Consider the following 17,788-nt stretch of genomic DNA (forward strand, 5'->3'; position numbering starts at 1 on the left):
TCTCAGCGTGCTAGGCTAGTCATTCGGTGGAAAACGAGTGCGGCTTCGCAGAAGAGCGACGGAGCGACGACCATGGCGATGTGCGAACTCTGTGGCAAGAAGCCGATGTTCGGCCATAACGTCAGCCACTCCAACCGGAAGACGAACCGGAAGTTCAAGCCGAATGTCCAGCGGGTGACGGTCATCCTGAACGGTGTCCCGAAGCGTATGCGCATCTGCACACGCTGCCTCCGAACACTCTACAAAGAGGCTCGCGAGGCGTAGCCCCTGCCTCGGCAGGCTGCCCGATCAGGTTGGATCGGGCAGCTCGATGGTGAGGTAGCGAGACAAGCCAGCGAGGTCGCGTCGTATCGCGATCTTTCCGTGTGGAAAGAGGGAGCGGGCTGTCGAAAGCGCCCGCTCTGCTTGTGCTGGATCGATCTCGACGATGCAACCACCACCGGACCGCAGCAGCGTGGCAACTTGCGGGAGCAGGCGAGCATACCAGCCGAATCCCTCGTCCGGGGCGAAGAGTGCTTCCGCGGGTTCCCAAGCGAGACCGGGGTGCCACTGGTCTGGGCGAAGATACGGGAGATTGGCGACCACCAAATCGAGCGGTCCCCGACACCAGCTCAAGAGATCGCCACACACGAGATGCACGCGCCCGGGCGCCAGTCGCTCGCGATTTACGCGAGCCACCTGGAGGGCTGCCAGCGAGCGGTCGCTTCCAACGAGCACTGCTGGATGCTGCTTCCCCAGCGTCACGGCGAGCGAGACGATGATCGCCCCGCAACCGGTTCCGACGTCGACACAGCGGGGCTCGTCGTGCCGTGCGCGCAGTCGTTCGGCTGCCCAGGTGACGAGGAACTCTGTCTCTGGACGGGGGATCAGCGTCTCCGGTGTGACGAGAAAATCGAGGCCGTAGAACTCGCGATGGCCGGTCAGGTAGGCTACCGGCTCGCCGCGTTCCCGCCGGGCGACGAGTTCCCAAAACCGCTCCAGCGTACCCGGTGGCTGCTCCGGAAGTCGGCGATAGAGTTCGGCACGGTCAATGCCGAGCACATGGCAGAGGAGCACTTCGGCATCCAGCCGCGGCGTGGGACTGCCGCTCTGGCGCAGCCGCTCGGTCGCTCGGCGCAAGACGTCGCGCAACGTGAGCACGGGCCCGCTCAGTCGATGCCAGCTGCTCGCAGGCGTTCGGCCATTTCCAGCGCTTGCAGTTCCTGAATGAAGATATCGATCTCGCCGTCCAGTACGGCTGGCAGGTTGTTGACCGTCAGCTTGAGACGATGATCGGTCACACGGTCTTGGGGGAAGTTGTACGTGCGGATCTTTTCTGCCCGTTCACCTGTGCCGACCTGCTGCCGGCGCAACCCGGTCCGCTCCTCTTCGAGCTTGCGTCGTTGGAGTTCGTAGAGCCGTGCCCGGAGGACCGCCATCGCCTTGAGACGATTCTTGAGCTGCGACCGCTCGTCTTGGCAGCTCACGACGATTCCAGTCGGAAGGTGCGTGATCCGCACGGCTGAGTCGGTCGTATTGACGCTCTGTCCACCGTGTCCACTGGAACGGAAGACTTCGATGCGCAAGTCGTCTTCGTCGATGTGCACTTCGACCTCGTCTGCTTCGGGAAGCACGGCGACGGTCGCCGTCGAGGTATGGATGCGGCCGGACGATTCGGTGATCGGAACGCGCTGAACGCGGTGGACACCGCTCTCGTGCTTGAAGTGGCTGTAGGCCCCCTTGCCCCGCACCTCGAAGATGATCTCCTTGAATCCTCCGAGTTCGGTCGGGCTACTGGAGAGCACCTCCACCTTCCAACCCTGTCGCTCCGCGTAGCGGGTATACATGCGGAAAAGATCGGCCGCGAAGAGCGCAGCCTCTTCGCCTCCAGTACCCGCTCGGATTTCCACGATGACGTCTTTCTCGTCGTTCGGATCGCGCGGGACGAGACGACGCCGCAGCTCCTGATAGATCGTCTCGCGGTACTCGCGCAGCCGGTCGATCTCCTCGGCAGCCAGTTCCACCAGATCGGGATCCTCGGCCTCCAGGAGTTCTTCCGCTTGAGCGACTTGCCGGTCGATATCCTTGAGCTGGCGGTACAGCGCGACGATCTCCTCGAGTTCCGCTCGCTCGCGTGCCAGTTGTGCCACGCGCTGAGGATCGGTGGCGACGTCCGGATCGGCGAGCTGTCGTTCCACCTCATCGAAGCGCTGCTCGAGTTCGGCGAGTTTGTCGAGTACGGATACCGTCTGAGTCGTCACAGCTCTGCTCCTCCGGTGGGTTGAACGCTGAGGACAGCGAGGACCTGGTTGACTGCTTCCTCTGGTGTGGCGACCTCGCTGATCGTGGCGCCAGCCCGTGAGAGTAGAGAGGCATCGAGCGGCCAGGAGCGCAGGGCGATCACTGGGCGCCCCAACTTGAGTGCCAATGCGATCTCGGAGAGCGTACCAAGTCCGCCGCCGACCGCGATGACCACGCGCCCGGAAGCGACGACGACAACGTTGCGTGCCTCACCCAAACCAGTACAGATCGGATGGTCGACCCATTCGTTGGCGTCTGACGGATCGGTGCCAGGTAGGATACCGATCGTCTGACCCCCTCTGCGTTTGGCGCCCCGACACACGGCCGCCATGACCCCACCGCGACCGCCGCAGACAACCGTCAGACCAGAAACGGCCAGGAGTTCTCCCAGGCGTTCGGCCAGTGCCTGTTCCTCCGGTGTCGCCTCGTGCGGGCCGCAGACCGCAACGTGTCTTGCTGATTTCATCGGAGCAGGAACTCCTCAATGATGGTGTAGCGAGGCCCGGAACGGAAGAGCTCGCTCCGATACAACGTCAGCCGGTCGACGGTGAACGGGAGCGGCGGCAATCGAGCGAGTCGCTCGAGTTCCTGCGGCAGGGCACGCAGCGTCGCCAAGTCCTCCGGCCGGACGCGGGCAAGCGTGAGATGCGGATGGAATGGCCGCTCGTCGGTCTTTTCAGCAAAGGAACCAGCGGAACGCTCGACCTGCTCGACGAGCTGAGCGAGCGGCGCCGTCTCCCCATCGATGCCGAGCCAGAGGACCCGCGGGCGCAGTGGGTGTGGGAACGCCCCCGCACCATGCACCTGGAGCTCGAAGCGAGCAAGACCGGTCACGCTTTTACGCAGCGCGCGCGTGAGGTCCGGCAGGCTATCCGTCGCGACCGATCCGAAGAACTTGACAGTGAGGTGCGTTGCCTCCGGATCGACCCACTTGGCACGGTACCCGCGTGCTTGCAGATGCGCGATAGCCGCGGCGACCCGCTGGCGCACATCATCTGGAACCGGTATGGCGGCAAAAAGCCGCCACTCTTCACGCATGGCGGCACGACCTCGTGGCCTCATCGTTCTCGTTTTTCAGTATACCAATCGCAGCTTTGTGGTGCCTGAGCATGCTGGGGTAGGCGCTGGCTCTCGGCTGGCGCTCGCAGTGAGTCGCGAGTTCCCCTCGTTTCCCGTCACATCGTTCCGACTCCGCGACGTACCATCATCAGTAGGGAGGACGCCGGCACTGTGGAGAGCAGAGAACCGATCGATTGCTGGCAAGAACTCGGGCTTCCTTTCCCGCCGGAGCGTCTCCGCGGGCGTCTCGTTCCCTGTCCACAGTGCGGTGCCCCGCTCGCGCTCATGCGCCGGCGTCGTTTCTACGCGCTCTGCGCGACAGTCGAGGAGACGTCGCAGGGAGCAGTCTTGATCTGCCGGCAGTGCGGAGCCAGGCAGCCAGTACGCGAGCTTCTCCTGAGCGGACGGCGAGCGCGGACCGGCTGATTGAGTATCCTGTCCGGCGGGGACGAGCGAGGCGGCGGGAGGACGTGAGGCGTGCGGCTCGCCTATCTGGGACCACCAGGAACCTTCACTGAAGAGGCAGCGTTGCGCTACGCGGAGCGGGAGTCGGCGGAACTGATCCCGTTCAGTTCCATGCCTGCCCTCGTTTCGGCTGTCGAGACGGGATTGGCCGACCGGGCCATCCTTCCCATCGAAAACTCTTTGGAGGGAACAGTCAGCACCACGGTCGATCTTCTCATCCACGAGACTGACCTCAAGATCTGTGCTGAACTGATCTTGCCGGTGCGGCACTTCCTGCTCGCTCATCCGGGTACGCGGCTGGAGGAGATCCGCGTCGTGCTCTCTCATCCACAGGCGTTGGCCCAATGCCGGCGCTTCCTCGAGCGCTGTCTGCCGCAGGCGGAGCAAGTGGCGGCGCTCAGCACGGCTGCGGCCGTCGCCGAGGTCATGCGCAGCGAGGACCGCTCCCGTGCGGCCATCGGGACGCTGCGGGCAGCCGAGCTTTACGGGGCAGTCGTCCTGGCCCGCGATATCCAGGATCAGAAGAGCAACGCCACGCGGTTCGTCGTCCTGGCTCACCAGGATGCCGAGCCGACCGGTGTCGATCGGACCTCCTTGTGCTTCACGGTCAAGCGCAACGTGCCGGGTGCTTTGGTCGAAGTCTTGAACGAACTCGCCGTCGCCAACATTCAGATGACCAAGGTCGAGAGTCGACCGATGAAATCAGTGCTGGGGGAATATGTTTTTTTGGTCGACATCGAAGGGCATCGCAAGGATCCGCACATCGCGGCTGCCCTCGAGCGGGTCGCCGAGAAGGCTGCTGAGCTGAAAATCTTCGGATCGTACCCGCGGGACGAGGACGGCTTGAATGGGACGCGCGGATCGCGCTGACGGGAGACGAGCATGCGGGTGATCGGCGGAAGTGCCCGGGGGCGTCGGCTCAAAGCCCCGCGCGGGTTGCGCACGCGCCCGATGGCGGACAAGATCCGCGAGGCGCTGTTCAGCATGCTGGACTCGCTCGGCATCCGCCCGCAGCGGGTGCTCGATCTCTATGCCGGGAGTGGAGCGATCGGCATCGAAACGCTCTCGCGCGGTGCGCGCTGGGTCGACTTCGTGGACCGGAGCGCGGCGGCCTGCGCGGTGATCCGCGACAATCTGACTGCGACTGGCTTCGCTGATCGAGGGGCAGTGCATTGCACGACTGTTCAAGCCTTCCTGCGCCGGCCGCCCCGCGAGCCCTACGATTTCGTGATCATGGATCCTCCGTATGCCGATCCGACGATCCACGAGACGATGCTCGCTGTCGCGCGGTCCCCTCATGTTCGGGATGGGACCATCCTCGTGGTCGGCCACTCGCCGCGCGTACCGATGCCCGAACGGCTCGATGGTCTGGAGCAGCTCCGGGATCGCTGTCATGGCGACAGCTGCGTGGCGATTTACGTCATTCGGCGAGGTGAGCGAGCTGAAGCAGAAGACGAGGGGGATCCGTGAGCCATAGAGCGCTCTATCCGGGAACGTTCGACCCGATCACCAACGGGCATGTCGATGTCGTGCAGCGGGCGGCGCGGCTGTTCGATTTTCTGATCGTCGGCATTTATGCTGGCCACGAGGGCCGAGCCAAGCAACCCCTCTTCAGCGCCGAGGAGCGTCGTTTTTTGGCCGAACAGGCATTGCGTCACCTGCCGAATGTGCGCGTTGACGTCTTCAGCGGGCTCGCGGTAGACTACGCTCGTGCCGTCGGGGCACAGGCGATCGTTCGGGGGCTGCGGGCAGTTTCCGACTTCGAGTACGAGTTCTCGCTGGCGCACATGTACCGTCATCTGGCGCCGGACGTGGATGTCGTGTGCCTGATGACGAGTTCGCAGTACTCCTTCATCAGCTCGAGCATGATCAAGGAGGTGGCGCAGCTCGGCGGGAACTTGACGGGCCTGGTCCCCGACCACGTGGCCGAGGCGCTGGTGCAGAAGTTCCGGACACTCGTACGGGAGTAGGGCGATGGCGTCGGTGGATGAACTGCGTGGCTATCCGGTTGCCGAGCCGGCTCCGGATCTCTATCAGCTCCTCGAGCGCTTGCAAGAGCTCGCCGAGCGTAGTCGGCGGATGCCGTTCAGCAATAGTCTGATGATCGATGAGCACGAGCTCTTGGATTTGGTCTATAGCCTGCGACAGGCCTTTCCCCGTGAACTCCGCCAAGCGAGACGCGTCTTGCAGGACCGCCAGCAGATCATCGCGGAGGCGCAGCTCGAGGCCCAGCGGATCCTGGCCACCGCGCAAGAGCGTGCCCAGTACTTGATGAGTGAGCAAGGGATCATGAACGAGACCCGCGCGCGCTGTGAAGAGATGCTCCGCCAGGCTATGGAACGAAAACAGCGCATCATGAGCGAGACTGACGAGTACGTGCGCCAGATGCTGGAGCAGATCGAAGCGGCGGCCTTGAGCACGCTCCAGCACGTCCAGCGTGTCAAGACCGAACTCAAGCTCTGAGCGTGTCTCTGCCTCGGGGATCACGATCGATCGTCGAGTCATCGAAGGCGGAGGTGAGCGCGACGAGCGTTGAGTTGCGCGCGAGCGAAGCCCGGGAGGATCGTCGGCTTCGCTCGCGCGGTTCGGACGTGCTGAGCGCGGTCTGGCAGCAGAAGGGCAACACTCCTGAGTCCGGGTGTGAGTTTCTCGACCTCCTCGACCGAGCGCGGCTCCAGGGACATGGAGAGTGACGGCGTCTGACGCAATCACGGCTCTCCATGACCGTTCGTCCACCGGCTGGGGGCAGGCATCAGCGACCCGGTACGACTCGCTGCCACTGGAAGGGCAAGCCCGTCGCCCAGGGAGTGGACGGAGTCCACTGGGAGCAGGCGCCGACTGGAATCGGCTTGCGCGTGTGCAACCGGCTGATCGAGGAGGAAGCGCTCCGTCTCTCGGAGCAGCTGCTGGGCGAGCTGGAACAGGGCTTGCGCATTGTGAGCCACCTCTGAGAGTTCGTGGCTGATCTCTTCCATCGCGTTGCTCGCGTGCTCGCTTGCCTGGGCATTCTCTTCCCCGATCGCAGAAAGCTGGGAAGCGGTGGTACTGATGGTTGCCACGGAAGTCGCGAGTTCGGCAGTCCCAGCGCTCGTCTCCTCGACTGTCGATGCGGCTTGCTCGAGTTGTGCACGCAGATATTCGACACTCTTCAGGGCTTGCTCGGCCAGGGTGAGTGCACGCTCGCTCAACGTCGCGAGTTCGCGGGCTGCCTCGGCGGTGGATTCGAAGAGATCCGAGACCGTGTTGGTTTCGGTAACGACTCCGGTCATCGCCTCGAGGCTTTCGGTCGCTGCCTGCCCGGCAGACGCTGCCGAGTTCTGCAACTGGTGGACCAGTTCGGCGATGTGCGTCGTGCTTTCGGCAGCATTGGCGGAGAGCTTCCGGACTTCTTCAGTGACCACGGCGAATCCTCGTCCTGCTTCCCCGGCTCGCGCTGCCTCGATCGCGGCGTTGAGTGCGAGCAGGTTCGTTTGTTCGGTGATGGAGCGAACGATCGTGAGCACCTGATCGATCGATTGTGCATGCTTGACCATCTCGTCCACGCGCTTCTGCGCCTCGGTGCTCTTGGCTTGAGCGCGTGTAATCGCGCCGAGTGTACGCTCGACCGCTCGCTGTCCTCGCTGTGCGTGCTGGGCGTGCTCTGTTGCGAGTCGACCGACCGCGCGGGCGGTTTGCGCCGCCTCCCGATTCTGCCGGTTGATCTCGGAAGCCAACTCGAATGCCTGGTGCACGACCCGTGCTTGGTCAGCAGCGGCCTTGGCGAGCGCGTCACTGGTCTGAGCCAGTTCGGTCAAAGACTGACGCAATCCGGTGAGTGCATTGGCTTGATCGGCACTTCCGCGGGCGACTCTTTCAGCCGCGCCGGTCATACTCTGGATGGCGACGGTCGTCTGTTCGACACGCCGATGGACGTCAGCCCCGACATCGTTGATCAGAGCAGCCGCGCCTCTGAGGCTGGTGACCATGTCGCGGAGGCCCTCGACCAGTGTGCGAAAACTCTGTTCCACATTACCCAGAGCGGACTGGAGACGATTGTAGGCTCCGATCAGTGTCGCTACTTCGTCTCGCCCAGTCAGCTCGCTCGGCCGCACTTTGAACGAGACGGTCGCTCGCAGGTCACCGCGGGCGAGCGCACCCAGCGCTCGCTCGAGGGCGGGTATGTCATGGGTCGTGAGTTCGTCGAGAGCCTTGGCCACATGTCCGAGGCGCTTGGTCAAGAGGCGGGCCATGAGCGCGGCCAAGAGGGTGGCCAAAAGTGCGCTGATGAGACTGACAGCGGGAACGAGAACGTTGACTCGAGCGACGACACCCTCGGCAGACTGCTCCGAGTTGTTGACCGAGGCGTACCCGAGTTCGACTGTGCGGTCGATTGCGCTGCGGTGCGCCTCGAAACGGGGTCGAAGCTCGTTCCAGATGAGTTCCTCCGCACGAGCTGTCTCCCCGGCGAGGAGAGCGGGAATCACCTGGCGATCGCGGATGTCGAAGAACTCGCGGGCAGGATCCGCTGCTTGTTCGGTCAAGGACTGGCGGATCTCACCTTCTGGCAGTACGCTTCTCCAATAGGAGAGCCGCTCTTCATAGTCCTGGCGCGTTCTCTGGCTATCGGCCAGGAGGCGCTGCACCGTTTCCTCGTCCGCGCCGTTCTCGATCGCCAACTTGAGCTGGAGGACATTGGCTTAGGCATCGACAATGTAGGCCGGCGGTGGCAAGATATCGGCGATCAATTCCTGATCGCGGGCGATCTGCTGATACAACGGGCCGTTCACCATGACTTGTCGCAGACCATACATGCTGACCGCGCTGGAGAGGATGAACCCGGTCAGGAACACCAGCACCATCAGTCCCATCTGGTAGCCGAGTCGGAACCGTGCGATGAACCCGACCACTCCAATCCTCCCTCGAGATACCGCCAGTCCTTTTCCCCCAGGATCGATAACGGCGAACGCTGCGCTTCTCAGGGGACCAAAAGGTCCTGTTCGCGTCGGTAAGGTATTCCTGGACATTCACTGCGTCTGGAACAGGAAAACCAGGCGATTTGGTCGGAATCTTCGCGGCGACCTCTGACTCGTGGCGATGCATGCGTTCGGTCCAGCGCCGAGCGGTACCGGAGGCGCATCATGCGTTGTGCTCTCGTTGGTCGTCGCAGCTGCCGAGAACGGGATTTCTGGTCTCAGCGAGTCGACTTGTCGGCCCTCGATGGTCTCTCCTGCCGGCTTGCGGTGGGTCACCGCAAAGAGTCGGAGGTGTTCTGGTTCGGGAACCGGAATGCGTGAACGTGAGGACTCGCCACGCTGACTGATCCGAGCTGCCTTTTGGCACTTGACGACACGACGTGCTTCCCGCATACTAGCGGGAGGAACAACGCAAGACCGGTAACGACGACGAACGGAGCGAGTACGTCCGGCACGGGGCGCAGCGAGCCGGTGGGTGGTGCGAGACCGGTGCTCGCGGCTGGACGGAATGGATCCGGGAGTCGCGCCCCGAACGCCTCGGGCAAGTAGGCGGCGCCGGAGGCTCCACCGTTATCCGGAGCTCGGTATCGGATCGCACAGCGATCCCGTACCGGTCGAGGTGGGATGCCTTCTCGATGGCATCCAACCAGGGTGGCACCGCGGAGCCTGACCCCTCCGTCCCTGACGGGACGGAGGGTTTTTCTTTGGGAATCCATCCACCGGAGGCGAATCGATGACGAGAACGGATGCAGCTCTTCGCTCGCCAGCTCGCCGCTATCACCCCTCACTCGAAGAGGTGGCAGTCCTCGCGCGCGAAGCGACAGTGATCCCGATTTATCGCGAACTCGACGCTGACTTGGAGACACCTGTGTCGGCGTTCCTCAAGGTGGCCAGCGAGCCCTACGCTTTCCTCCTGGAAAGCGTCGAAGGTGGGGAGCGTCTCGCTCGCTATTCCTTCATCGGGACCGATCCGTTTCTGCTCGTCGAACTCGACCGCGGCTGCGCCCGTCTGCGCCGTACCGGCACCCGAACGGCCTTCGCCGCACCAGCCCTCGCCTCGTTCGGCGGTGCGGACTATTATGAGCCTCCCACGGCGGAGCAGGTGACGACCTTCAGCGATCCGCTCCGCTTCCTCGAGCGCTTGCTCGCACGTTATCGGACAGTCCACCTGCCGGGCATGCCGCGCTTCCTGGGTGGGGCGGTCGGCTACCTCGGTTACGAGGCCATTCGCTATTTCGAGCCGCGCGTTCCCGCAGCACCGCGCGACACGCTCGGAATGCCGGAAGCGGTCTTCCTCCTCGTCGACTCGATGCTCGTCTTCGATCATCTCGAGCATACGATCGCCGTGGTTAGCCACGTGCATGTGGAAGAGGGAATATCGCTCGCCCAAGCATACGCTGACGCGGTCGAACGGATCGAGCGGTTGGTCGATCGCTTGCGCCGGCCACCAGTCATCCCGTTCGGTCCCGGGCCGGTTGACCCGGAATCGGTCGAGGCTCGGCTTCGCCCGCACGTCGAGCCCGCTCAGTACGTCGCGATGGTCGAGCGAGCCAAGGAGTACATTGCGGCTGGCGACGTCATCCAGGTGGTCCTTTCCCAGCGCCAGGAACTGGAGACGGGTGCCCATCCGTTCACGATCTACCGAGCGCTCCGGCGGATCAATCCATCTCCATACATGTACTTTTTGCGCCTCGGTGACGATGCGCTGATCGGTGCGTCTCCCGAAATGCTCGTCCGAGTCGATGGTCGCGAGCTTTCCACCCATCCGATCGCCGGGACGCGACGGCGAGGTCGCACACCGGAAGAAGATGCCGCATTAGCGGAAGAGCTCGCTGCCGACGAAAAGGAGCGTGCTGAGCACATCATGCTCGTCGATCTGGCGCGCAACGATATCGGTCGTGTCGCTCAGCCCGGGACAGTGCATGTGCCCCGCCTCATGGTCGTCGAGCGGTACAGTCACGTCATGCACCTCGTCAGCGAGGTAGCTGGCCGGCTCCGCGAGGACCTGAGCGCGCTCGATGCGCTGCGTAGCTGTTTCCCGGCCGGAACGGTCAGCGGTGCGCCGAAGGTTCGCGCCATGGAGATCATCGCTGAACTGGAACCAGAACAACGCGGTCCCTATGCGGGAGCCGTCGGCTACGTCGACTTCAGCGGCAACTTGGATACCGCGATTACGCTCCGAACGATCGTGATGCGAGGCCAACGGGCCTTTCTCCAAGCAGGAGCGGGGATCGTCGCTGATAGCGTGCCGGAATTCGAACACAAGGAATGCCATCACAAGATGCGGGCACTGGTGCGCGCCATCGAGCAGGCCGAACGATTGGAAACCGAACAGCGAGGAGGTCGTGCATGATCCTCGTGATCGATAACTACGACTCGTTTACCTTCAACCTGGTCCAGTATCTGGCTGAGTTGGGTGCCGACCTCGTAGTGTTCCGCAACGATGCAGTGACCGTCGAGGAGATCGAGGATCTCGCGCCTGCTGGCATCGTCGTCTCGCCGGGGCCCTGCACACCGCGTGAGGCGGGGATCTCGGTACCGGTCATCCAGCGTTTTCGTGGTCGCGTGCCGATCCTCGGTGTCTGCCTCGGACACCAGGCGATCGGGGCAGCCTACGGAGCGCGCATCGTTCGGGCTCCCCGACTCATGCACGGCAAGACGAGCTGGATCACGCATGACGGGAAGGGAGTGTTCGCTGGCTTGCCGAACCCGTTCCTGGCTACCCGCTATCACTCGCTCATGGTGGAGGAGGAAAGCCTGCCGGAGGACCTCGTGGTCACAGCCCGGAGCGAGGATGGCGTGATCATGGGAGTACGCGATCGGACAGGGCTCGTCGAGGGAGTGCAGTTCCACCCGGAATCGATTCTCACGGCGGTCGGTAAAGAACTGCTCCGCAACTTTCTGCACCAGGTCGACACGCACCAGCGCGAGCTCGTCTCTTCGAAAGGGGGTACCGCATGATCGGATCGGTGCTGCAGAAGGTCGTTGCAGGCCAGATCCTGGACATCGACGAGGCGATGGAGGCGATGAGCGCCATCATGACGGGGGAGGCTACCCCAGCACAGATCGCGGCGCTGGTGACCGCACTCCGCATGCGTGGCGAGCGTGAAACCGAGATCGCTGGCTTCGTCAAAGGGCTGCGAGCCCACATGATCCCGGTGGAACTCCAGCTTGCGCAGCCGGTCATCGATGTCGTGGGGACCGGTGGTGACGGGAACCGGACCTTCAACATCTCCACGGCGACTGCTTTCGTCGTTGCTGGTGCGGGGGTTCCGGTCGCCAAGCATGGCAACCGGGCGATGTCCAGCCGAGCCGGATCGGCTGACGTCTTGGAGGCATTGGGCGTCCGGATCGACCTGAACCCGAGCGCGGTGGCACGCTGTGTCGAGGAGGCAGGGATCGGCTTCATGTTCGCCCAGCGTTTCCATCCCGCGCTGCGGCATGCGGCGCCGGTGCGGCGAGAACTCGGCTTTCGAACGGTCTTCAACGTGCTCGGCCCTCTCGCGAATCCAGCCCGCGTGCGCTACCAGCTTCTCGGAGTCGCGATGCCTGAACTCGTGGAGACGGTGGCGCGGGTTCTCGCCCTGCTGGATGTCGAGCATGCGCTGGTCGTCCACTCGGCGGATGGTTTGGACGAGATCAGCCTCGGCGCGCCGACGACGGTGTACGAGGTCCGGCGCAACGGGACAGTCGAGGTCCGACGTTGGACGCTCGAGCCAGAGTCGCTCGGGCTCGAGCGGGTTCCCAGCGATGCGCTGCGTGGCGGCACTGCCGAAGAGAATGCGCGCATCGTTCGTGCTGTCCTGGAGGGAGCGCGCGGCCCAGCACGCGATGTGGTGTTGCTCAACGCGGCTGCCGCGCTCGTTGCGGCGGACGCGGCGCAGTCGCTCGCCGAGGGATTGGAATTGGCTCGCCACGCGATCGACAGTGGTGCCGCGCTGGACCGCCTGGAGCGGCTGAAGGTGCTCTCCAACGCGCTGGCTGAGGCGGAGGTGCCCTCGTGACACGAACGGGAACCGTCCTCGACCGCATCGTCGAGCGAACGAGTGCGGACCTGGCTGAGCGTCGCCGCCGGGTACCAGAGGGTGCACTCCGGGCACAGGCCCACGAGCAAGCGCCGCCGGTCCCGTTGGTACCGGCCTTGCGCGCTGATCGAGTCAGCGTCATCGCCGAAGTCAAGCGCGGCTCCCCCTCGCGTGGCCTCTTCGCTCCTGAGGCTGATGCTGCTGCAGTGGCGATGGACTATCTCGCGGGTGGGGCCGCTGCTCTCTCGGTGCTGACTGACGAACCCTTTTTCCACGGGAGTCTCAAGGATCTCGCAGTGGTTGCACGGCTGGCGCATGCCAGCCCGGGACCCGTACCGGTTCTGCGCAAAGATTTCCTGCTCGATCCCTATCAGATCGTGGAGGCGCGGGCCCATGGTGCAGACGCCGTCCTCCTGATCGTCGCAGTGCTCGATCGCTGGCAGCTCGCCGAGCTCCTCGGCGTCACCTGGGAATTGGGCATGGAGGCGCTCGTCGAAGTGCATGACGAGTCGGAGTTGGCGACCGCAGTGGAAGCCGGTGCCCGGGTCATCGGGATCAACAACCGCGATCTCCGGACCTTCACGGTCGACCTGACGGTCAGCGAGCGGCTGGCGCCGCTCGTTCCGGCCGATCGGGTCGTGGTCGCCGAGAGTGGCATCCATTCAGTCGCTGATGTCGAACGGCTGGCGCGGGCTGGTATCGATGCGATTCTGGTCGGTGAGGCGTTGATGATGGCGCCGGATCGTCGTGCGATCGTGCAGGCACTGGGGAGCGTGGAGGTGGTCCGATGCCGGGGCTCGTGAAACTCTGCGGTATGCGAACGCCGGAGGACGCACGAGCAGCGATCGAGACCGGCGCGGATCTCATCGGATTGGTCTTCGCGCCGAGCCGGCGTCGGGTTTCGCTCGAAGAGGCTCGCGCCATCTGCCGAACGGTACGGGAGTCGCGGAATCCGCCGCGCATCGTTGGACTCTTCGTCGATGCTCCCGTCGACGAGATCGCGATGATCGCGAGCGCGCTCGAGCTCGATCTCGTCCAGCTCCACGGGAACGAGCCGCCAGAGGTTCTCGCCCGGCTCGGTTGGCCAGCCCTGAAAGCGATCCGGCTGCGGCCAGGCGAAAGCCTGGAGGCAGCCTGCGACCGCATCGCGCCGTACTTCAGTCGAGAACGGAACCCGCTCGCGATCCTGCTCGATGCCTATCATCCGTCCCTCTTGGGTGGGACCGGCCAGATCGTCGACTGGACGCTGGCAGCCGAACTCGCTGCGCGCTTTCCGATCATCTTGGCTGGCGGATTGCGCCCAGAGACGGTAGCGGAAGCGATCGCGCTCGTCCGGCCGCTGGGTGTGGATGTTTCCAGCGGGATCGAGCGCGACGGGCACAAGGACCCTCAGCTGATGCAGGCGTTCGTCGCGGCAGCGCGCCGCGCGTTCCTGACCCTCGATCGACCGGCGGAGATACGGATCGGAGGAATGCGATGACGACCAGAACCCAGCCAGTACGACAGCTTCCCGACGAGCGTGGGCGCTTTGGGGAATTCGGGGGCATGTATGCGCCAGTGACGCTCCTGCCAGCGATCGAGGAACTGATCGCGGCGTACGAGGATGCCCGCCGTGATCCTGCTTTCCAGGCCGAGTTCGAGCGATTGTTGCGCGACTTCGTCGGCCGCCCCACGCCACTCTATTACGCTGCGAGTCTGACCGAGACGGTGGGAGGTGCCCGCATCTTCCTCAAGCGGGAAGACCTCGCGCACACCGGCGCACACAAGATCAACAACGCGGTCGGCCAGGGTCTCCTGGCCAAGCGCATGGGGAAGCCGCGCGTGATTGCCGAGACCGGTGCTGGGCAGCATGGAGTTGCGACCGCGACCGTCTGTGCCATGCTCGGTCTCGAGTGCGTCGTGTACATGGGCGAACTCGACGTGCAGCGTCAGTCGCTCAACGTCTTCCGCATGAAGCTGCTGGGGGCAGAAGTCCGACCGGTCAGTTCGGGAAGCCGCACGCTCAAGGACGCGATGAACGAGGCGATCCGCGACTGGGTCACCAACGTGCGGACCACCTATTATCTCGTGGGGTCGGTCGCTGGGATGCACCCGTACCCGATGATCGTGCGCGATTTCCAGTCGGTGATCGGGAAAGAAACGCGCGAGCAGGTTTTGGCCGCAGTGGGACGCTTGCCTGACGCGGTCGTTGCCTGCGTCGGTGGGGGGTCGAACGCAATCGGTATCTTTTCAGCCTTCCTGGAAGACGAGTCGGTCGAACTGCACGGTGCCGAAGCTGCTGGAGAAGGGATCGAGACCGGACGGCATGCGGCCAGCTTGACGGCTGGTCGTGTCGGCGTGCTGCATGGCTCGCGGTCGTTCGTGTTGCAGGACGAGGATGGGCAGATCGTCGAAGCGCACAGTATCGCGGCTGGCCTCGACTATCCGGGGGTGGGGCCGGAGCATGCCTATCTCAAGGTGACGGGTCGCGCGCAGTACCACGCGATCACCGATGCGGAGGCTCTCGCGGCGTTCCAGCTGCTCTGCCGGACAGAGGGAATCATCCCGGCCTTGGAATCGGCTCATGCGATCGCTCTGGCGGTGCGGTTGGCCAAGGAGCGGCCGCGCGACCAGGTCATCGTGGTCAATCTCTCCGGACGAGGCGATAAGGATATGCAGACGGTCGCGAGTGCGCTGGGGGTGACACTGTGATGCGACGGACAAGCCGGATCGCTGACGCCTTCGCGGCGTTGCGTGCACGAGGGCAACTGGGGATCATCCCCTATCTCACGATCGGCTATCCGCAGCGGGAGAGTACGCTGGAACTGGTTCCTGCTCTGGTGCGTGGCGGAGCGTGCGCAGTGGAACTGGGGATTCCCTTTTCCGATCCGCTGGCGGACGGTGTGACGATCCAGCGGGCGAGCCATGTCGCGCTGGCCAATGGGGTGACGGTGCGCTTCTGCCTGGAGACGGCAGCGCGGCTGCGTGAGCAGGGTGTTGACGTTCCGCTCGTCTTCATGGGATACTTCAATCCACTGCTCCAGTATGGTCTGGAGCGGTTTGTTCATGCGTGTGTTGAGGTCGGCGTCGACGGCGTGATCGTGCCGGATCTTCCACCGAACGAAAGCGACGAACTCCACGCCCTCTGTCGGGCGGCCGGGCGCGACCTGATCTTTATGGTGGCGCCGACGAGCACCGATCGACATCTGCGCGAGGTGGCCGCTCGTGCGAGTGGCTTCGTCTACTGCGTCTCGCTGACCGGCGTGACCGGAGCGCGTGAGCGTCTGCCGGACGATCTGCCAGCCTTCCTGCAGCGCGTGCGAGCAGTGACCGCTCTCCCGCTCGCGCTCGGTTTCGGTATCTCGCGACCGGAGCACGTGAGTCAGGCACGGGGGCTGGTCGATGCGGTCGTCGTCGGGAGTGCGCTGCTCGATCGCCTGGCTGGAGAGCCACCGGAGGGACAGGCTGCCGCGGCGGAGTCGTTCATCGCTTGGTTGCGGCAAGGAGCGGATGCGGTCGCACCAGTCGGGGAGGGGTCGTAAGCGACGATGGTCCAGTGTCGCGGGATCCGGGGGGCGACGACAGTCGAGGCCAACACCGCGGAAGCGATCGTCCAAGCGACCCGCGAGCTCTTGCTCGCGCTCGTCGAGGCCAATGGAGTGGAGCCGGACCAGATCGCGAGCATCATCTTCACGACGACGCGCGACCTCACCGCAACCTTTCCAGCCGTCGCCGCACGCGAACTCGGCTGGATCCATGTTCCGTTGCTCTGCGCCCACGAAATGGACGTTCCCGGTGCGCCGATGGGGGTGGTGCGGGTGTTGATGCATGTCAATACCGAGAAGTCGCCGCGCGAAATCCGGCATGTCTATCTGCGTGGCGCCCGTGTCTTGCGTCCCGAGTTCGGACAAGACCTGACTGTGCTGACCGAAGATCGCCGAGGAATGGGAGGGGCTGAGCAATGATCGTCGTCATGCAGCCAGGTGCGACCCAGGAGCAGATCCAGGCAGTGATCGATCGGGTCGCCGAGTTCGGTTTCCAAACCAAGCTCGCTCCCGGTGCCGAGCGGATGGTGATCGGGGTCGTCGGATCACCGTTGCCGGATACGCTCAAGGAGGCCCTCGAGCGCTTGCCGGGAGTCGAGGAGGTGATCCGTGTCAGCAAGCGCTACAAGCTGGTCAGTCGCGAGTTCTACCCACTGGACACCGTGATCCAGGTGCGCGACGTGACGATCGGCGGAAACGAGGTCGTGGTCATCGCTGGCCCCTGCTCGGTGGAAAATGAGCGACAGATCCTCGAGACGGCTCGAGCAGTCAAGGCGGCGGGCGCCAGCATGCTGCGCGGCGGTGCCTTCAAGCCGCGCACCTCCCCCTACGAGTTCCGCGGGTTAGGTGAGCAAGGACTCAAACTGCTGGCCAAGGCGCGCGAAGAAACTGGGCTCCCGATCGTCACCGAGGTACTCAGTGCCCAGCATGTGGATCTCGTGGCCGAGTACGCCGACTTGCTGCAGATCGGTGCCCGCAACTGCCAGAACTATCTCTTGCTGGAGGCGGTGGGACGAGCCAAGAAGCCGGTTCTCCTCAAGCGCGGAATGGCGGTGCAGATCGAGGAATGGCTCTTGGCTGCTGAATACATCGTCGCGCAGGGGAACGAGCAGGTGCTCCTGTGTGAGCGCGGTATCCGCACCTTCGAGACCTTCACGCGCAACACGCTGGACTTGAACGCGGTTCCAGCAGTGAAGCACCTCAGTCATTTGCCGATCATCGTCGATCCAAGCCACGGCACTGGACGTTGGTTCATGGTTCCCGCCATGATGTTGGCTGCTGTCGCTGCTGGGGCCGACGGCTTGATCGTCGAGGTGCATCCGAATCCGGACCATGCGCTCTCCGATGGCGCCCAGTCGCTCACTCCGGAGAACTTCGCTGCGGTGATGCCCAAGCTGGCCGCCGTCGCCCGGGCGGTCGGCCGTTCCCTCCGCGGCGTGGCGACTGCCGAGCCCAGTCTCTCGCCGGCCGATTAGGAGGGTGC

The 17,788-nt window shown here is 64.1% G+C and carries 21 protein-coding genes; 15 read left to right on the forward strand and 6 right to left on the reverse strand.

What is annotated here, in order from left to right:
* Positions 1 to 72: 72 nt before the first annotated feature.
* Entirely contained in the window at positions 73 to 264 is a 192-nt protein-coding gene (rpmB, locus tag TRD_RS00425; protein WP_012641503.1) for a 50S ribosomal protein L28, read from the forward strand.
* Positions 265 to 288: 24 nt separating this feature from the next.
* On the opposite strand, the gene prmC is transcribed toward rpmB, so the two are convergent.
* The 4 genes from prmC to thpR are packed head-to-tail and all read right to left on the reverse strand — an operon-like array spanning position 289 to position 3,342.
* Positions 289 to 1,140 (reverse strand): peptide chain release factor N(5)-glutamine methyltransferase, encoded by an 852-nt coding sequence (gene prmC, locus TRD_RS00430; RefSeq protein ID WP_012641504.1) that lies wholly within the window; start codon positions 1,138 to 1,140, stop codon positions 289 to 291.
* 8 nt (positions 1,141 to 1,148) lie between these two features.
* On the reverse strand, positions 1,149 to 2,240 hold the full coding sequence (gene prfA / locus TRD_RS00435; RefSeq protein WP_012641505.1) for a peptide chain release factor 1: 1,092 nt from the start codon (positions 2,238 to 2,240) through the stop codon (positions 1,149 to 1,151).
* Positions 2,237 to 2,746 (reverse strand): TIGR00725 family protein, encoded by a 510-nt coding sequence (locus TRD_RS00440; RefSeq protein ID WP_012641506.1) that lies wholly within the window; start codon positions 2,744 to 2,746, stop codon positions 2,237 to 2,239. Before TRD_RS00440 ends, prfA begins: the two co-directional genes overlap by 4 nt.
* The gene (gene thpR, locus TRD_RS00445; protein WP_226980702.1) at positions 2,743 to 3,342 is read right to left on the reverse strand and encodes an RNA 2',3'-cyclic phosphodiesterase; all 600 of its coding nucleotides are present in this window, start codon (positions 3,340 to 3,342) and stop codon (positions 2,743 to 2,745) included. The genes TRD_RS00440 and thpR overlap by 4 nt, the downstream gene beginning before the upstream one ends.
* Before the next feature lie 168 nt (positions 3,343 to 3,510).
* Here thpR and TRD_RS00450 point away from each other — a divergent pair, with 168 nt between their 5' ends.
* The 5 genes from TRD_RS00450 to TRD_RS00470 are packed head-to-tail and all read left to right on the forward strand — an operon-like array spanning position 3,511 to position 6,267.
* Positions 3,511 to 3,765, forward strand: coding sequence for a eukaryotic translation initiation factor eIF-2-beta/eIF-5 family protein (locus tag TRD_RS00450; protein ID WP_012641508.1), 255 nt, complete (start codon positions 3,511 to 3,513; stop codon positions 3,763 to 3,765).
* Between the two features lie 51 nt (positions 3,766 to 3,816).
* Positions 3,817 to 4,674: a prephenate dehydratase gene (pheA, locus tag TRD_RS00455; protein WP_012641509.1), complete on the forward strand. Its 858-nt coding sequence runs from the start codon at positions 3,817 to 3,819 to the stop codon at positions 4,672 to 4,674.
* Positions 4,675 to 4,686: 12 nt separating this feature from the next.
* Positions 4,687 to 5,274 carry an RsmD family RNA methyltransferase gene (locus TRD_RS00460; RefSeq protein WP_012641510.1) on the forward strand — a complete coding sequence of 196 codons (588 nt, stop codon included), beginning with the start codon at positions 4,687 to 4,689 and terminating at the stop codon, positions 5,272 to 5,274.
* A complete protein-coding gene (gene coaD, locus TRD_RS00465) occupies positions 5,271 to 5,774 on the forward strand; it encodes a pantetheine-phosphate adenylyltransferase (protein ID WP_012641511.1) in 504 nt (167 codons plus the stop codon). The genes TRD_RS00460 and coaD overlap by 4 nt, the downstream gene beginning before the upstream one ends.
* 4 nt (positions 5,775 to 5,778) lie before the next feature.
* Entirely contained in the window at positions 5,779 to 6,267 is a 489-nt protein-coding gene (locus TRD_RS00470; RefSeq protein WP_012641512.1) for an ATP synthase subunit B family protein, read from the forward strand.
* 245 nt (positions 6,268 to 6,512) lie between these two features.
* Here the strand turns inward: TRD_RS00470 and TRD_RS00480 are convergent, their stop codons facing one another.
* Both TRD_RS00480 and TRD_RS00485 read right to left on the reverse strand, forming a co-directional pair.
* Complete coding sequence (locus TRD_RS00480; RefSeq protein ID WP_169302272.1) at positions 6,513 to 8,426, reverse strand: methyl-accepting chemotaxis protein; 1,914 nt, start codon at positions 8,424 to 8,426, stop codon at positions 6,513 to 6,515.
* Positions 8,427 to 8,480: 54 nt separating this feature from the next.
* Positions 8,481 to 8,690, reverse strand: coding sequence for a hypothetical protein (locus TRD_RS00485; RefSeq protein ID WP_012641515.1), 210 nt, complete (start codon positions 8,688 to 8,690; stop codon positions 8,481 to 8,483).
* A 799-nt stretch (positions 8,691 to 9,489) separates the two neighbouring features.
* On the opposite strand from TRD_RS00485, the gene trpE reads away from it, so the two are divergent.
* The 9 genes from trpE to aroF are packed head-to-tail and all read left to right on the forward strand — an operon-like array spanning position 9,490 to position 17,780.
* Positions 9,490 to 11,109, forward strand: coding sequence for an anthranilate synthase component I (trpE, locus tag TRD_RS00490; RefSeq protein WP_012641516.1), 1,620 nt, complete (start codon positions 9,490 to 9,492; stop codon positions 11,107 to 11,109).
* On the forward strand, positions 11,106 to 11,717 hold the full coding sequence (locus TRD_RS00495; RefSeq protein WP_012641517.1) for an anthranilate synthase component II: 612 nt from the start codon (positions 11,106 to 11,108) through the stop codon (positions 11,715 to 11,717). The genes trpE and TRD_RS00495 overlap by 4 nt, the downstream gene beginning before the upstream one ends.
* Positions 11,714 to 12,760: an anthranilate phosphoribosyltransferase gene (trpD, locus tag TRD_RS00500; RefSeq protein ID WP_012641518.1), complete on the forward strand. Its 1,047-nt coding sequence runs from the start codon at positions 11,714 to 11,716 to the stop codon at positions 12,758 to 12,760. Before TRD_RS00495 ends, trpD begins: the two co-directional genes overlap by 4 nt.
* Complete coding sequence (gene trpC, locus TRD_RS00505; RefSeq protein ID WP_012641519.1) at positions 12,757 to 13,584, forward strand: indole-3-glycerol phosphate synthase TrpC; 828 nt, start codon at positions 12,757 to 12,759, stop codon at positions 13,582 to 13,584. Before trpD ends, trpC begins: the two co-directional genes overlap by 4 nt.
* Positions 13,569 to 14,261: a phosphoribosylanthranilate isomerase gene (locus TRD_RS00510; protein ID WP_012641520.1), complete on the forward strand. Its 693-nt coding sequence runs from the start codon at positions 13,569 to 13,571 to the stop codon at positions 14,259 to 14,261. The genes trpC and TRD_RS00510 overlap by 16 nt, the downstream gene beginning before the upstream one ends.
* Complete coding sequence (gene trpB, locus TRD_RS00515; RefSeq protein WP_012641521.1) at positions 14,258 to 15,472, forward strand: tryptophan synthase subunit beta; 1,215 nt, start codon at positions 14,258 to 14,260, stop codon at positions 15,470 to 15,472. Before TRD_RS00510 ends, trpB begins: the two co-directional genes overlap by 4 nt.
* Positions 15,472 to 16,302: a tryptophan synthase subunit alpha gene (gene trpA / locus TRD_RS00520; protein ID WP_012641522.1), complete on the forward strand. Its 831-nt coding sequence runs from the start codon at positions 15,472 to 15,474 to the stop codon at positions 16,300 to 16,302. The genes trpB and trpA overlap by 1 nt, the downstream gene beginning before the upstream one ends.
* Positions 16,303 to 16,308: 6 nt before the next feature.
* Entirely contained in the window at positions 16,309 to 16,725 is a 417-nt protein-coding gene (gene aroH, locus TRD_RS00525; RefSeq protein ID WP_012641523.1) for a chorismate mutase, read from the forward strand.
* Positions 16,722 to 17,780, forward strand: coding sequence for a 3-deoxy-7-phosphoheptulonate synthase (gene aroF / locus TRD_RS00530; protein ID WP_012641524.1), 1,059 nt, complete (start codon positions 16,722 to 16,724; stop codon positions 17,778 to 17,780). The genes aroH and aroF overlap by 4 nt, the downstream gene beginning before the upstream one ends.
* Positions 17,781 to 17,788: the final 8 nt, after the last annotated feature.

The sequence above is a fragment of the Thermomicrobium roseum DSM 5159 genome (genome assembly GCF_000021685.1).
GTDB lineage: Bacteria > Chloroflexota > Chloroflexia > Thermomicrobiales > Thermomicrobiaceae > Thermomicrobium > Thermomicrobium roseum.

Excerpts from the sequence above, each read along its gene's own strand:
- TRD_RS00470 (WP_012641512.1), top strand. The coding sequence starts at position 5,779 with ATGGCGTCGGTGGATGAACTGCGTGGCTATCCGGTTGCCGAGCCGGCT.
- trpE (WP_012641516.1), top strand. The coding sequence starts at position 9,490 with ATGACGAGAACGGATGCAGCTCTTCGCTCGCCAGCTCGCCGCTATCAC.
- thpR (WP_226980702.1), bottom strand. The coding sequence starts at position 3,342 with ATGAGGCCACGAGGTCGTGCCGCCATGCGTGAAGAGTGGCGGCTTTTT.
- rpmB (WP_012641503.1), top strand. The coding sequence starts at position 73 with ATGGCGATGTGCGAACTCTGTGGCAAGAAGCCGATGTTCGGCCATAAC.
- TRD_RS00495 (WP_012641517.1), top strand. The coding sequence starts at position 11,106 with ATGATCCTCGTGATCGATAACTACGACTCGTTTACCTTCAACCTGGTC.
- trpA (WP_012641522.1), top strand. The coding sequence starts at position 15,472 with ATGCGACGGACAAGCCGGATCGCTGACGCCTTCGCGGCGTTGCGTGCA.
- trpB (WP_012641521.1), top strand. The coding sequence starts at position 14,258 with ATGACGACCAGAACCCAGCCAGTACGACAGCTTCCCGACGAGCGTGGG.
- aroH (WP_012641523.1), top strand. The coding sequence starts at position 16,309 with ATGGTCCAGTGTCGCGGGATCCGGGGGGCGACGACAGTCGAGGCCAAC.
- TRD_RS00440 (WP_012641506.1), bottom strand. The coding sequence starts at position 2,746 with ATGAAATCAGCAAGACACGTTGCGGTCTGCGGCCCGCACGAGGCGACA.
- TRD_RS00460 (WP_012641510.1), top strand. The coding sequence starts at position 4,687 with ATGCGGGTGATCGGCGGAAGTGCCCGGGGGCGTCGGCTCAAAGCCCCG.
- trpD (WP_012641518.1), top strand. The coding sequence starts at position 11,714 with ATGATCGGATCGGTGCTGCAGAAGGTCGTTGCAGGCCAGATCCTGGAC.
- aroF (WP_012641524.1), top strand. The coding sequence starts at position 16,722 with ATGATCGTCGTCATGCAGCCAGGTGCGACCCAGGAGCAGATCCAGGCA.
- TRD_RS00510 (WP_012641520.1), top strand. The coding sequence starts at position 13,569 with ATGCCGGGGCTCGTGAAACTCTGCGGTATGCGAACGCCGGAGGACGCA.